Annotated in this window: 16 protein-coding genes; 5 read left to right on the top strand and 11 right to left on the bottom strand. The window is 71.7% G+C overall.

The annotated features are described in order from the left end of the window. Positions 1–3 precede the first annotated feature (3 nt). Positions 4–330 (bottom strand): ferredoxin, encoded by a 327-nt coding sequence (gene fdxA, locus Q1K33_RS10165; RefSeq protein WP_300403496.1) that lies wholly within the window; start codon positions 328–330, stop codon positions 4–6. Between the two features lie 117 nt (positions 331–447). On the opposite strand from fdxA, the gene Q1K33_RS10160 reads away from it, so the two are divergent. Further along, the gene (locus Q1K33_RS10160) at positions 448–1383 is read left to right on the top strand and encodes a GNAT family N-acetyltransferase (RefSeq protein WP_300403494.1); all 936 of its coding nucleotides are present in this window, start codon (positions 448–450) and stop codon (positions 1381–1383) included. On the opposite strand, the gene Q1K33_RS10155 is transcribed toward Q1K33_RS10160, so the two are convergent. Genes Q1K33_RS10155 through Q1K33_RS10130 form a run of 6 tightly spaced genes read right to left on the bottom strand, consistent with a single transcriptional unit; the run spans position 1364 to position 6066 of the window. Continuing rightward, on the bottom strand, positions 1364–2233 hold the full coding sequence (locus Q1K33_RS10155) for an alpha/beta fold hydrolase (RefSeq protein ID WP_300403492.1): 870 nt from the start codon (positions 2231–2233) through the stop codon (positions 1364–1366). The two genes, Q1K33_RS10160 and Q1K33_RS10155, sit on opposite strands and share 20 nt — an antisense overlap. A gap of 51 nt (positions 2234–2284) precedes the next feature. Then, positions 2285–4012 carry a VanW family protein gene (locus Q1K33_RS10150; protein ID WP_300403490.1) on the bottom strand — a complete coding sequence of 576 codons (1728 nt, stop codon included), beginning with the start codon at positions 4010–4012 and terminating at the stop codon, positions 2285–2287. A gap of 9 nt (positions 4013–4021) precedes the next feature. Further along, positions 4022–4417, bottom strand: coding sequence for a hypothetical protein (locus Q1K33_RS10145; RefSeq protein WP_300403488.1), 396 nt, complete (start codon positions 4415–4417; stop codon positions 4022–4024). 14 nt (positions 4418–4431) lie between these two features. Further along, positions 4432–5346: an N-acetyl-1-D-myo-inositol-2-amino-2-deoxy-alpha-D-glucopyranoside deacetylase gene (gene mshB, locus Q1K33_RS10140; protein ID WP_300403557.1), complete on the bottom strand. Its 915-nt coding sequence runs from the start codon at positions 5344–5346 to the stop codon at positions 4432–4434. 19 nt (positions 5347–5365) lie between these two features. Beyond that, positions 5366–5647 (bottom strand): hypothetical protein, encoded by a 282-nt coding sequence (locus tag Q1K33_RS10135; protein WP_300403486.1) that lies wholly within the window; start codon positions 5645–5647, stop codon positions 5366–5368. Further along, on the bottom strand, positions 5644–6066 hold the full coding sequence (locus Q1K33_RS10130; protein WP_300403484.1) for a (deoxy)nucleoside triphosphate pyrophosphohydrolase: 423 nt from the start codon (positions 6064–6066) through the stop codon (positions 5644–5646). Before Q1K33_RS10130 ends, Q1K33_RS10135 begins: the two co-directional genes overlap by 4 nt. Positions 6067–6083: 17 nt before the next feature. Between Q1K33_RS10130 and Q1K33_RS10125 the strand changes: the two genes are divergently transcribed. After that, entirely contained in the window at positions 6084–7088 is a 1005-nt protein-coding gene (locus Q1K33_RS10125) for a hypothetical protein (protein ID WP_300403482.1), read from the top strand. Between the two features lie 11 nt (positions 7089–7099). Here Q1K33_RS10125 and Q1K33_RS10120 read toward each other — a convergent pair whose 3' ends face one another. Then, entirely contained in the window at positions 7100–7915 is an 816-nt protein-coding gene (locus tag Q1K33_RS10120) for a thioesterase family protein (RefSeq protein WP_300403480.1), read from the bottom strand. Between the two features lie 18 nt (positions 7916–7933). Between Q1K33_RS10120 and Q1K33_RS10115 the strand changes: the two genes are divergently transcribed. Beyond that, positions 7934–8281 (top strand): DUF202 domain-containing protein, encoded by a 348-nt coding sequence (locus Q1K33_RS10115; RefSeq protein WP_300403478.1) that lies wholly within the window; start codon positions 7934–7936, stop codon positions 8279–8281. A 38-nt stretch (positions 8282–8319) separates the two neighbouring features. Here the strand turns inward: Q1K33_RS10115 and Q1K33_RS10110 are convergent, their stop codons facing one another. From Q1K33_RS10110 to Q1K33_RS10100, 3 genes are all read right to left on the bottom strand, one after another. After that, entirely contained in the window at positions 8320–9510 is a 1191-nt protein-coding gene (locus tag Q1K33_RS10110) for a hypothetical protein (RefSeq protein WP_300403476.1), read from the bottom strand. Next, on the bottom strand, positions 9507–10049 hold the full coding sequence (locus Q1K33_RS10105; protein WP_300403474.1) for a SigE family RNA polymerase sigma factor: 543 nt from the start codon (positions 10047–10049) through the stop codon (positions 9507–9509). Before Q1K33_RS10105 ends, Q1K33_RS10110 begins: the two co-directional genes overlap by 4 nt. Before the next feature lie 61 nt (positions 10050–10110). Beyond that, complete coding sequence (locus tag Q1K33_RS10100; protein WP_300403472.1) at positions 10111–10755, bottom strand: TetR/AcrR family transcriptional regulator; 645 nt, start codon at positions 10753–10755, stop codon at positions 10111–10113. 97 nt (positions 10756–10852) lie between these two features. Between Q1K33_RS10100 and Q1K33_RS10095 the strand changes: the two genes are divergently transcribed. Next, positions 10853–11290 (top strand): SDR family NAD(P)-dependent oxidoreductase, encoded by a 438-nt coding sequence (locus Q1K33_RS10095; protein ID WP_300403470.1) that lies wholly within the window; start codon positions 10853–10855, stop codon positions 11288–11290. Then, positions 11290–12777, top strand: coding sequence for an NAD(P)/FAD-dependent oxidoreductase (locus tag Q1K33_RS10090; RefSeq protein WP_300403468.1), 1488 nt, complete (start codon positions 11290–11292; stop codon positions 12775–12777). Before Q1K33_RS10095 ends, Q1K33_RS10090 begins: the two co-directional genes overlap by 1 nt. Positions 12778–12868: the final 91 nt, after the last annotated feature.

Genomic DNA, 12868 nt, shown 5'->3' with positions numbered 1-12868 from the left:
CCGTCACTCGTCGTGTTCCTGGGGGTCGAGCGCGGCCACGAACGGGTGGTCGTGGTCGATCTCGCCCATCTTGGCGGCGCCGCCGGGAGAGCCGATCTCCTTGAAGAAGTCGACGTTGGCGGTGTAGTAGTCCTTCCACTCCTCCGGGGTGTCGTCCTCGTAGAAGATCGCCTCGACCGGGCACACCGGCTCGCAGGCGCCGCAGTCGACGCACTCGTCGGGGTGGATGTAGAGCATCCGCTTGCCCTCGTAGATGCAGTCGACGGGGCACTCGTCGACACACGCGCGGTCCTTGAGGTCGACACAGGGCTGCGAGATGACGTAGGTCATCGAGATCCTCCAACGGGGGTACTGCACCTGGTCGGCGCACGAGCGAGCTGAACGGTGAGAGCCTAGTATCCCGGTGTGCCGGATTCACGGGAACCCCACACTGTGAACACGTCCGAGGTGGGTCAGCACCTCCTCGGCCCGCACGTCGTCGGCACCCGTGTCGTCGTACGGCGGGTCGTGCGCGGCGAGCGCGGGCCCAGCGGCGGTCCCGCGATGACCGACCTGCTGGGCGTCTGCGTCGCCTGGGAGCCGGGGCCCGCCGGCTTGTGCGTGGTCCGCCCGGAGCAGGGCCCCGACGTCACCATCGCGCTGGCCGACATCGTGTCGGGCAAGCCGGTGCCCCAGCGCCCATCCGTGCGCGAGCGGGTGGCGCCGGCGCAGGCGCAGCGGCACGGGTTCGCGCTCTTCCCCGACCTCGTCACCACCCCCATCGGCGCATGGGTGTTGCGGGACTCGCCGACCGCGACCGCCCGCCGCGCCCACTCGGTGCTGGCCTTCGGGCCCTCGGGTGTCGACGACGACGTCGAGCAGGTGCTCGCCCACTACGAGCGACCGATCGCTGCCGTGCTGAGCGGATCGGCGGAGCACGAGCGGCTGCTGGGCTCGGGGTGGGGGCCGGAGAGCAACGACGGCGACACCCTCTTCCAGGTGGCGGGCGTCGCCCAGGTCTCACGCGCCCTGAGGAAGGTGCGCGTCCGCGGGCGCCGGCCGGGCCTCGACGCGGTCCTCGAGGACCGCGTGCCCGGGGGCTGGGCGTCGGTCCAGCTGGGCGACGTCGCTCGCGGGTACGCCGGGTTCGCCGACGACTGGGTCGGGTTCGGCGGCATCGAGGTGTCCGCGCCGGCGCGCCGCCAGGGGCTCGGACTCGCCGTGCTGGCCGAGCTGGTCGAGTGGGGCGCCGAGCTGGGCGCGACCACGGCCTACCTGCAGGTCCTGGACGGCAACGAGCCCGCCCTGGCGCTCTACGAGCAGCTCGGCTTCCGCACGCACCACCGCTACTGCTACCTCTCGCCGAGCCGTCGGGCGGCGTCGGTCAGAGGCAGCGCGGGCTGACGCTCCTGCTCGCCGGCCCCCTGCGCTCCAGCGCGTCGAGGACGATGTCGATCGTCGGTGTGGCCAGGGGGATCGTCAGGTGCTCGGGGAACGCCAGCGCACAAGCGTCCTGGATCGTGATGTTGGTCGTGCGTCGCCCCTTCGCCAGGTAGCCGCTCGTGTGGGGCACGACCACCTCGTCGTGGCGGGTGGTGATCTGGGTGTAGCTGACCTTGCCCGGCGTCTCGTCGCCCCTGTTGAGTCGGGTCAGGAACGGCGATCCGGCTCCCTGCTGCACGCACGCGCGGCAGGCGAGGTCCACCAGGGAGCCGACCAGGGCACTGATGGGGTTGCTCCCGTCGGTCAGCGCGGTGCCGTGGTTGGACGGTGCGATGCCGATCAGGTCGTCGACGAGCTTCTTGCCGCCCAGGCGCTTGATGAAGTAGCGCGGCATCATCCCGCCCTGCGAGTGGCCGACCATGGACACCTGCTCGGCCCCGGTCGCCTCGAGGACCCGCTTGGTGTAGCGCTTGAGCTGCTTGGCCGACGTGCGGATGTCGTTGAGGCCGCGGTTGCCGTAGTCGAGGGAGAAGACGCAGAAGCCCTGACGACTGATGGAGCGCGACAGGCGCTCCAGCAGGTGCTTGCGGTCGCCGATGGTGCCGTGGACCAGGATCACCGGGGTGGGGCGCTTGGCGGACGGGGCGCAGTCCCAGTCGTTGGCCCCGGGCGGGTCGCCCTCGGGGGAGGTCGGCAGCGGCGGCAGCCCGGGCGCGGCAGCGGCGTACGACGTGGGGGTCGCCACCACGACGAGGGCGCCGAGCAGCGCGATGACGAGCGTGAGCAGGGAGAGCCCGGTCTTGTGGCGCATGTCACGCACCCTACGTGAGGGGACCGACGGCGCCGCCATGCGCGAGCGGCGCTACTTGCAGACGACGGTGTCGCTCGGGGTGTAGACGGTGTTGAAGTTCTCCCGGCGCACGACCTCGTCGTCGCCGACCTCACGGAAGATCCGCTTCACGTCGATCGTGAACCCGCCGTAGCCCCGGTTGGGGTAGCAGTCCGGGGTGGTGAGCGTGCGGGTCTTGGGCGAGGTCAGGTTGTAGCGGTCGCCGGTGACCGACTCGATGTCCCACACGGGCGTGGAGAACATCCGCACCGTGAGGGCCCCCTGGGACGACGGCGACGACGGGGTCAGCTCGGCGTTGACCAGCACGCCGTACTCGGTGTCGTTGCGGAACGCGAGGTCCAGGGCGCCGAAGACGACCGTGGCCTCGCGGCCCACGGGGTAGCGGTCGATGTAGAACGAGTGGGGCCGGTGCTCGACGTCCTCGAGCCCGGCGAAGAACATCGCGTTGAAGAGCGTCGTGGCCATCTGGGAGACCCCGCCGCCGAGGTCCTCCTTGAAGATGCCGTTGCTGATGATGAAGCCCTCGGTGAAGCCGTTCTCGCGGGTGCGCTCGCCCACGATGTCGTTCATCGAGAAGACCTCGCCCGGCTTGAGCACCGTGCCGTCGATGATCTCGGCGGCACGGCCGAGGTTGACGTTGCGGTACTCCGCATAGGGGAAGTTGGTGGTGAACTCCGAGACCTGCTCCTTGATCTTGAGCTGGCGCGCGTCACGGGTGGTGAACTCGGCCGGCTGCACCGTGCCCTCCACGTCGGCGGAGCGCTCGCCCGCGGGGCGCACGACCAGGTCGAGGAACGCGGCGGTGACGTCGGCCGGCTCGAAGCTCAGGCCCGGCTTGGAGCGCACCACCTTGGGCGTGCCGTCGACCAGCGTCACCGTGGCGTCGACCGGGGCCCCGTCGCCGCCGACGGTGGCCTCCTCGACGAGGGCCACGATGACGTCCTCGTCGACGCTCGGCTCGAGGGCACCGTCGACCGGCCCGAGGGCCAGCGCGTCGGCGTAGTCCCGCGGGTCCAGGGTCACGCGGGAGCGACCGAACTTGAGGGTCACCGGTCCCGACAGCGCGGGGTTGGCGAACTCGTCGAGCGCCGCGGAGATCTCGGCCTCGCCGATCTCCGGCGCCCGGTCGACCAGGGACACCTCGACGGCCTCGTCACGGAGGTAGGCGTCGCGGACGGCAGCAACGGCCGACTCGATGTCCAGGCCCGCGCCGACGCGGGGGGCGCGGACCTTGACCGCACCGCCGACGAAGCGGACCCGGCCGTCGCGGGGGGTGGAGCCGACCTGCTCGTCGAGATCGGCGACCGCGGCCCTCAGCGCCGCCTCGTCGACCACGACCACCGGATCGAGGTCGTCGCCGCCGGTGTAGTAGTCCCACAACCGCGCCGGATCCCACGAGCGGCCGCCGCCGGCCTGGCGCACGGTGGCCTGGAAGTCGACGCCGAGCCCGGCCGTGGCGGGGTCCAGGGACAGGCTCTCGCCGTCGACGACCACCTCGATCGACTCGGAGGCGCGGGGCCCGAGCTCGTCGACGAGGTCCGCGACGGCCGCACCCGCGGAGCGGCCACCGATGTCGACGCCCGCGACCGTGGTGCCGCGCGGGACGTTGTCGCCGGCTCCGGCGTACGCCGCGGCGTAGCCACCCCCGGCCAGCAGCGCGAGGCCGAGCACGAGCACCACGACCACGCGCCCGCCGGCGCGCTCGCGCTCGGCCTCGTCGGGCCTCAGCTTGGTGCTCATCGGGCCATCTTAGGAAGGATCGGCGACAGTCCCGACATCGCCGGTCGTGTCTGAGACCTCCCTGCGACCGTCGTCACCCGCGCGAGGGGCGGGAGGGCGCAGCGTCACGATGCTGAAGAACACCGTGACCATCCCGAGCCCCAGGAGCACGTAGCCCTCGGTGTCGCCCGCCACGAGGTAGTCGCCCTCGGGCCGGGGATTGCTGAAGTAGAAGACCACCAGGAGCCAGCCGAGCGAGAACGGCAGTCGCGACCACCACCCCGGCGGCAGCGCGAGCACCGCGGTGAGCGTCGCCACGAGGGTGAGCGCCATGCCGACCCCCAGGCCGTGCACGAGGGTGGCCGCGGTGCCGACCAGGGCACCACCGACCAGGAGCACGAGCGCCAGGGGCAGGCGCAGCTTCATGCCTGTGTCACGGGTCAGAGGCCTGCGAAGAGGTCGGCCTCGAGGCCCTCGTCGTTCAGGTCGCCGCGCTCGCCCTTGGCGATCCGGTAGAACTCGCAGCCCCAGGCGGTCGAGCCCACGTTGTTGGACAGCGCGAAGAACGGTCCGTCCGTGGTGATCTGCGTCTTGTGCGCCGCCAGCGCGGACATCTTGGCCTCGACGAACTCCTGGGCGTCCACCTCGCAGGAGAGCAGATCGTCCGGCGTCACGAAGTGGGGCAGCGGACCATCGGGGTCCATGCCCTCGAACGACGTCGTGTCGCCGGCGTCGCGCATCGCCCGCAGGCCGGCCCGCATGCGCGACTCCGACATGGCGCCCCAGTAGACCTTCGCGACGTCCCATGCCTCGCCGAGGTCGGTCCGGTAGGACGGCACCGCGGCCAGCGAGACGGCGTACGTCGCGACGCGGTGCGCCTGGATGTGGTCGGGGTGGCCGTAGCCGCCGAACTGGTCGTAGGTCACCAGCACCTGGGGACGGACCTCGCGGATCACCGCGACGAGGTGGTCGGCCGCTTCGGTGAGGTCGGCGTTCCAGAAGGCCTTCGGGTCCGTCTCGTCGGCGGGGACGGCGTGGCCGTCGGCGTGCCACTGCATGCCGGAGTCGCGATAGGTGCCGAAGCCACCGAGGTAGCGGTGGTCGGTGACGCCGAGGGCCGCCATCGCGTCGGCCAGCTCGCCGCGGCGGTGCTCGGCCAGGCCACCGTCGAGGTGGTCGGCGAGATGCTCCAGCTCCGGCACCAGGATCTCCCCCATCTCCCCGCCGGTGCAGGTCACCAGGGTGACGCCGCGACCCTCGGCGACGTACTTCGCCATCGTGGCGCCCTGACCGATCGACTCGTCGTCCGGGTGGGCGTGCACCAGCAGCAGGCGGTGCTCGGGCGCGTCAGGCATGTCGGGCATGCCCTCCAGCCTAGTGAGGCCGCTTGACCCGCTTCGGCGCGGTCGGCAGATCGAGTGGGGGCAGCGTCGGCCCCGCGGGCTGCTCGTCGTCGAACCAGCCGTCGAGATCGTCGACGAGCAGCTCGAGGACGATGTCGGGGGCGTCGGTCGTGACCGCCCAGGGGTGGTCCTCGTCGTCGTCCTCGCCGGCCAGCCGCTCGCGGACGAGCTCCGCCTCGTAGCCGTCGCGACGAAGCCGCGCGACCGCGGCGCGGGCGTCGTCGTCGGAGAAGAAGATGCCGCGCGCGCTCACGTGGGCCCGCCCGACTGCTGGGAGTGGGCCCGCAGGAGCTCCCCGAGCTGCCACAGGAACGGCAGGTCCGGCTCGAGCCACTCGACCTCGTCGAGCTCGTCGGCGCCCAACCACACGATCGCGTCGTGCTCGGTCGGCTGCGGACGTCCGGTCGCCGTCGCGGTCGCCACGACCAGCTCGTGGGTCGTGCCGATGGCCGACGCTCCGTCGAGCCACCCGGTCACGTGCAGGTCGAGCCGGAGCTCCTCGGCGATCTCGCGCACGAGCGCCTGCTCGGGCGTCTCGCCCGGTTCGACCTTGCCGCCGGGGAACTCCCACAACCCGGCCGCGCGAGGAGGCGCCGTACGCCGACAGGCCAGCACGCGGCCGTCACGGAGGATCGCGGCGCCGACGACCGTGCGCACTGCTGGCTGGACCATGTCGGCAGGATAGGGGGGTGACCCGTCCCGTCGGCAGCGCCGGCCTCCGCCTGCAGCACCAGAGCGACCGGACCGCCGCGATCGACGCCCTGGCCGACCTCACCGACGGGCGGGTCGGGGCCGGAGTCCTCGACGACCTCAACCGTCGTGGGTCGCGTGCCTGGGCTCCTGGGCGGGCGGTCGATCGTGCGTGGACCTTCGATGCCGCGGACCGGCGTGACCTGCGGTGGTGGCCGCAGGGCGTGAGCGTGCGGGGGGCCGTGGTGGCCCTGACGTGGTATGCCAAGCAGCTGCCCGGCGACCACGGGTCGCAGGGGGTGCGCATCACGTTCTTCGACCTCGCCTCATGTCGCTACCGCCACGTCCTGCTGGTCCGGCCGACCCTGACGGACGGGGCGCCCGGGATCGAGCCGCTCACCGTGCACGCCGGCGGACTGGTGTGGAGCGGCGACCACCTCCACGTCGCGGCAACCGGCAAGGGCTTCCACACCGCGCGGCTCTCCGACCTGACCCGGTTGCGCGACGACGATCCCCTGCGCACGGACGCGTTCGACTACCGCTACGTGCTGCCGGTGTCGTCGTCCTACCGGGCGAGCGTCGACGACGGGGGCGAGCGGCTGCGGTACTCGTTCCTCTCCAGCGACGGCGACGACCTGGTCGTCGGGGAGTACGCCGCGGGCGAGGCCTCGCGACGACTGGCCCGGATCGCCCTGCAGCCCGACGGGCTCCCGGCCACCGACGCGAGCGGGTACGCCGTACCGGAGGTGCTCGGGGAGGGCCCCGGCCACATGCAGGGCGCCGTACGCGTGGATGAGCGCTGGTACGTCACGACCTCCCACGGTCGCTCGCGGCTCGGCTCGGTGTGGACCGGCGCTCCGGGTGACTTCTCCCGGCGTCGGTGGGCCACGCCGATGGGTCCCGAGGACCTCACCTACGTGCCCGAGACCGAGACCCTGTGGACCGTGACCGAGCACCCGTGGGCGCGCTGGATCTGCGCCATGGGGCGCGCCGCCCTCGACTGAGTCTGCGGCGATCAGGTGGTGCGCGGGAGCCGGGCCAGCTGGCGCGACTGCGCCACCAACCGGTCGGCGGAGTCCCAGACCTCGCAGTCCTCCTCGAACATCCCGCCGGCGATGTTGCGAGTCACGTGCCGCACCCGCAGCCAGCCCGGCGCCGGCCTGGCGCGCACGTGGGCGGTCAGCTCGAGCGTCGGGGCCCAGCCCAGCTGGCCGAACGTGAACATCACCGGCGGCAGGGCGTCGACCACGAGGAGCAGCTCGATCGGGTCGGGGTCGCGGCCGTCCTCGAGGCGGAACCACGCGCTCAGCTCGCCGCTGTCGTTGGGCTCGCCCACCGCCCAGCCGATGTGGTCGGGGTGGAAGAGCATCTCGAAGCGCCCCATCAGCGGCGCGATCTTGCGCAGGCTCTCGGGCGCCATCGTGTTGGGCACGCACAGCTCGCGCGGCGGCAGGTCGAACGGCGCCGCGGAGGTCCGGACATCGTCCGCCTCACGGTCGAGGTCGCCGTACGTCGCCAGCACGGTGATCCGCGTGTCGTCGCCCTGCCTCAGGTCGGCCGCGGCCGTGGCGACGCTGCCCCCCTCGCGCAGCACGCGGACGTCGACCTCGGCCGGGCCGTCGGTCGTGGCCGAGAGGTAGTAGGCGCTGATGCTGAGCGGATCGGGCTTGGCAGGCAGCGCGGCCCGCAGCGCGTTGCCGATGACGGCCAGCAGGTAGCCGCCGTTGAGCCCACCGCCGACCTTCCAGCCACCGTCGAGCGTCGCGGAGTACGTCGTGCCGCCCTCGGTCGTGGGGGTGACGGCGGTCTGGGTGTCGAAGATCGAGCTCACGTCTGGGACGCTACCGAAGTGGCCGACGACCCGGAGCAGCCCGGTGGACCCCGCGAACCCGACGCACGCTTCACGCTCGCCAACGAGCGCACCTTCCTCGCCTGGGTGCGCACCGTCCTGGCCATCCTCGCGGGTGCCGTCGCGCTGCACTCCCTCGAGCTCCCCGATCCCGAGTGGCTGCGCCGCACCCTCGTCGGGGTCCTGCTCGTCTTCGCCGCCGTGATGATGACCCTGGCCTACCGGCGCTGGTCGTTGGTGGATCGCGCGATGAGGTCCGGCGAGCCGCTGCCACGCTTCACCATGGGGGCGGTGATCACCGCAGCCGTGGTCGTGACCGCGCTGCTGCTGGTGGTGGCGTTCGTCTGAGGGTTGTGTCGGCACCCTCCACGCTTGGGAGCCCGGCCTCAGCAGCCGACGATGCTGCCGGGCTCGCGGGTCAGGTCGTTGAGCGTCTCCGAGCTCATCTCACCGAGCTCGATGTCGACGACGCGTCCCTGCCGGGCGACCTCGTAGGAGCCGTACTCGTCGAGCGGCACCCCCTCCTCGCCCAGAGACCCCTGCTCGAAGTACGTCGTGCGAGCGGCGAGGTCCTGCGCGGCGGACTCCTCGTCGGCCAGCTCCACGCGGGCCGCGAGCCCGACGCTTGCGTCGGGGCGGCCGGTGACGAGATAGCCCGACGACTCGACCTCACCGACGCCGACGGGCTTCCCGAGGCACGCGCTCCCCGACGACAGCCGGGCCCGCTCGACCCGTGTCGACCCCGCCACGAGCGGCGTGAAGGTCCCCGCGTCATCCAGCGAGTCCCTGTCTCCGTCGAGCACCTCGAGCACGGCCTGGCCGGCAGGTCCGGTGATCACCAGGTCCGCGTCCGGGTCGATCGTGACCCTCACGAACTCGATCGGGTAGCCCTCGCCGATGGTGCCGCGACTGTCCGCGACCTCGGACGGGGTCTCGGCGAAGAAGTAGCGGCGGCCGAGCAGCTCCCCCTCCTCGAGGCCCGCGTCGAGCAGGTCGTCGGCCAGTGCGTCGAGGTCCGTGTCCGGGGACACCTGGTAGACGGTCGCCCCGCCTTCTCCGATCCCACCCGAGGACGGGTCGGCGACGGCACTCCACACGGTCTCGAAGTCGTTGAACGGCAGGTCCTGCATGGGCGTCAGGTAGACGCTGGCCGGTCCGAGCAGCCCACCCGGGTCCTCGTCCCCCCGCCCACTCGTGGCGTCGAGGTAGTCCCCGATCGAGGAGACGTAGGAGGCGACGGACGACTGGTCCAACCCCAGGCGTGAGGCGGCGGCCTCGCGGTCGTTGAACGACACCGACCGCATCTCCGCGGGCAGCACCGACAGCGCCTCCCCGAGCGTGCCGGGGACTCCGCCCGGCGAGACCACCTCGGGTGCGGACGTCTCGTCGCCGAGCCCGACGAGCGAGGCGGTGGTGGCGACGACCGCAACAGCCGCGGCCGCAGCCACGGCGGTGAGGATCGAGCGGCGCCTGCGGATCGTGGCCGCACGCCCGGTCATCGCCGCCAGTGGGGCGGCGCCGGGCTCCACCCCACCGGCACGGCGCTCGAGAGCCTGCATCAGGTCGTGCTCGTTCATCGCTGACTCCCCTCGGTCGGACCGGACAGGCCCGGAGCATGGTCGGTGAGCGCCGGATCCACCTTCATCGCCTGCAACGCTCGCGCCAGCCGGCTCTTGACCGTGCCCGGCGCCACCCGCAACGTCTCGGCCATCTGGGCCTCGGACTGGTTGAGGTAGTAGCGCAGCACCACGACGGCTCGCTGGTCGTCCGACAGGTTGGCCAGCGCACGCTCCACACCGTCACGGTCGTCGACCTCGTCCAGCGCGTCCTGCCCATGCCACGACGACGGCTCCGGGACCTCCTCGGTCGCCCGCTCGCCGGTCCAGCGACGCCGCCGCGAGTCGGTGAAGGTGTTGACGAGGATGCGGTAGACGTAGGCATCACGGTCGTCGGCACGACGTACCTTCGACCACTTCACCAGACACCGCGTCAGCGCCGTCTGCGTGACGTCCTCCGCCTCATGAGGAGAGCAGCCGAGCAGCACCGCGGCACGCACCAGACGAGTCCAACGGGCCGCGACGTACTCACCGAACTCGGTGTCCCGCGATGTGCTCATACCTGTGCGACGCGCGACCCGAGCGGCGGGGTTCCCACCGAACCGCGACTTTCTGCGACGCTCACCGGGCGGCGATCCCGTCGTACATCAGCCGCTGGATCGCGCGGGCGAGGGACGCCTGGGACTCCTCGTCGTGGTGGCGTACGCCGTGGATCACGGCGCCGAGGATCATCCCGTTGATCGCACGGGCGCTCTCCTCGACGTCGAGGTCGCCGCGCAGGTAGCCGAGCCCGACCCCGTGCGCCAGGTAGGCGGCCGTCACCTCGGTCATCGACTCGATGAAGTCCAGGACCCGCTCGCGCAGCTCGGCGTCGACACCGGGCGCCTCCAGCAGCAGCAGCCTGGGCACCCGGGGATCGGCGCCGATCAGGCTCGCCACGGCCTCGCCGATCCGAGCGCTCTGCAGGCGGTAGTCCTCCAGCGTGCTCACCGCGTCCGGGGCGTTCTCGTCACCCAGCGCCGCCAGGATGCGGGCGATCAGGTCGTCGATGACGTGTCCGACGATGTCGCGCTTGTTGTCGAAGTAGCGGTAGAAGGTGCCGTGCCCGATCCCGAGACGCGCAGCGATGTCGGCGATCCCGGTGGCGTGGTAGCCCTGCTCGGCGAAGCAGTCGAACGACGCGGCCACGATCTCACGGCGCAGCTCGGCCTTGCGCTGCTCAGCGCGCCTCGCTGCCCTGGTGCCGGACTGCTCGATGGTCGTCACGCGCCTCAGCCTATTGCCCGCGCCCCGCGAAATGACATAGCGTTCCGGAACTGACATCTCATTCCGCTGTGTACGCCAGCGCCCAGGAGGCACCCCGGTGACGACCTACCCACCCATCGACCTGAGGGGCGCGACCGTCCTCGTCACGGGCGGCGCCCAGGGCATCGGCAAGGCCGTCGCGACCCGCTTCGCCGCTCGTGGCGCCACGGTCGCGATCGGCGACCTGGACGCCGACCTCGCCCGCACGACGGCCCGCTCCCTCGGCGGCAGCGGACACGCCCTCGACGTCCGCGACCCCGACTCGTTCGCCGCCTTCGTGGCGCAGGCGGAGTCCGCCCACGGTCCCGTCGAGGTGCTGGTCAACAACGTCGGCGCCCTGGCCGGCGTCATGACGGCCACCCCGGAGCCGGCCCTGAACGTCGTGCGCCGTCTCGTCCGCGACGACCGCGCCCTGCGGGCCGACGACGCCGAGCGCGCGGCGTACAACTCCCGGATGGCCGACGAGTCGCGCACCCGGACCCGCGAGAGCCGCTGATGCCGTCGGAGCGGGTGCACGACGCGATCGTCGTCGGAGCCGGGTTCGGTGGCATGGGAGCCGCCATCCAGCTGCTCCGCAACGGGTACGACGACCTCGTCATCCTCGAGCGCGAGTCGGACCTCGGCGGCACCTGGCACGTCAACCGCTACCCCGGGCTCGCGGTCGACATCCCGTCCCCGACGTACTCCTACTCCTTCGAGCCCAACCCGCACTGGACCCGGCTCTTCGCCCCGGGCGTCGAGCTCAAGCGGTACGCCGTGCACGTGGCCCAGACCTACGACCTCCGACGACGCATGCGCTTCGACACCGTCGTGGAGTCGGCGACCTGGGACGAGACCACCGAGCTCTGGCAGGTCGAGATCGAGGGCGGCGAGGCACTGCGAGCGCGGTTCCTGCTCACCGCCACCGGCTTCCTGTCGCAGCCCAAGCTGCCCGACATCGCCGGCATCTCCGACTTCGCCGGCACCGTCGTGCACACGACCCGCTGGGACGACGACGTCGAGCTGGCCGGCAAGCGCGTGGGGATCATCGGGACCGGCGCGACGGCAGTCCAGCTGATCCCGGAGCTGGCCCGCGTGGCCGAGGACCTCACCGTCTACCAGCGCACCCCGATCTGGGTCAGCGCCAAGCCCGACCTGCCGGTGCCGTCCCTGGTGCGCAAGGCGTTCGCCGCCGTGCCGCTCACCCATCGCGCCGTGCGACTCGGCGGCACCGCCGTGCTCGAGGCGATGATGGTCTCGGCGGTGCTCCACTACGACCAGGTCCCGCTCGTCAACGCGGTCGCCGAGAAGGCCTGCCGACTCCACCTGCGGCGCCAGGTCAAGGATCCCGACGTGCGACGCCGGCTGACCCCCGACTACACGTTCGGGTGCAAGCGTCCGACCTTCAGCAACGACTACTACCCGACCTTCAACCGCGAGCACGTGCACCTCGAGACGACGTCGATCGACCACGTCGACGCCACGGGCATCGTGACCAGCGACGGTGTGCGCACTGACCTCGACGTCCTCGTGCTCGCCACCGGGTTCGACCTGTGGGAGGCCAACTTCCCCGCCATCCGGATCGTCGGACGCGAGGGTCGCGACCTCGGCCAGTGGTGGCGCGAGCGTCGCTTCCAGGCCTACGAGGGCGTGGCCGTCCCCGGGTTCCCGAACCTCGTCTCGCTGAACTCGCCGTACTCCTACTCGGGCCTGTCCTACTTCACGACCATCGAGTCCCAGATGCGTCACATGGACCGACTCCTGACCGAGCTCCAACGTCGCGAGGCGAGGAGCTTCGAGGTCTCCGCGGCGGCCAACGAGGGATTCCTCGACGCCATGACCGAGCGCGTGGAGCACTCGATCTTCACATTGGGCTCGTGCGGGAGCGCCAACAGCTACTACTTCAACCAGCACGGCGAGGCCACCCTGCTGCGGCCCACCTCGACCCTCAACGCCTACCGTGCCGCGAGCTCGTTCCCGCTCGAGGACTACCAGTTCGCGTAGGCCGTCGGGCTCCCCCGCGACTCAACGTGACCTGGCCTACGCCCGGGCGCCGGTGCGCCAACAGGTCCCACACAGGAACGCGCACTAGATT

The organism is Nocardioides sp., assembly GCF_029937575.1.
GTDB lineage: Bacteria > Actinomycetota > Actinomycetes > Propionibacteriales > Nocardioidaceae > Nocardioides.
This window is presented reverse-complemented; position numbering and strand designations above follow the sequence as displayed.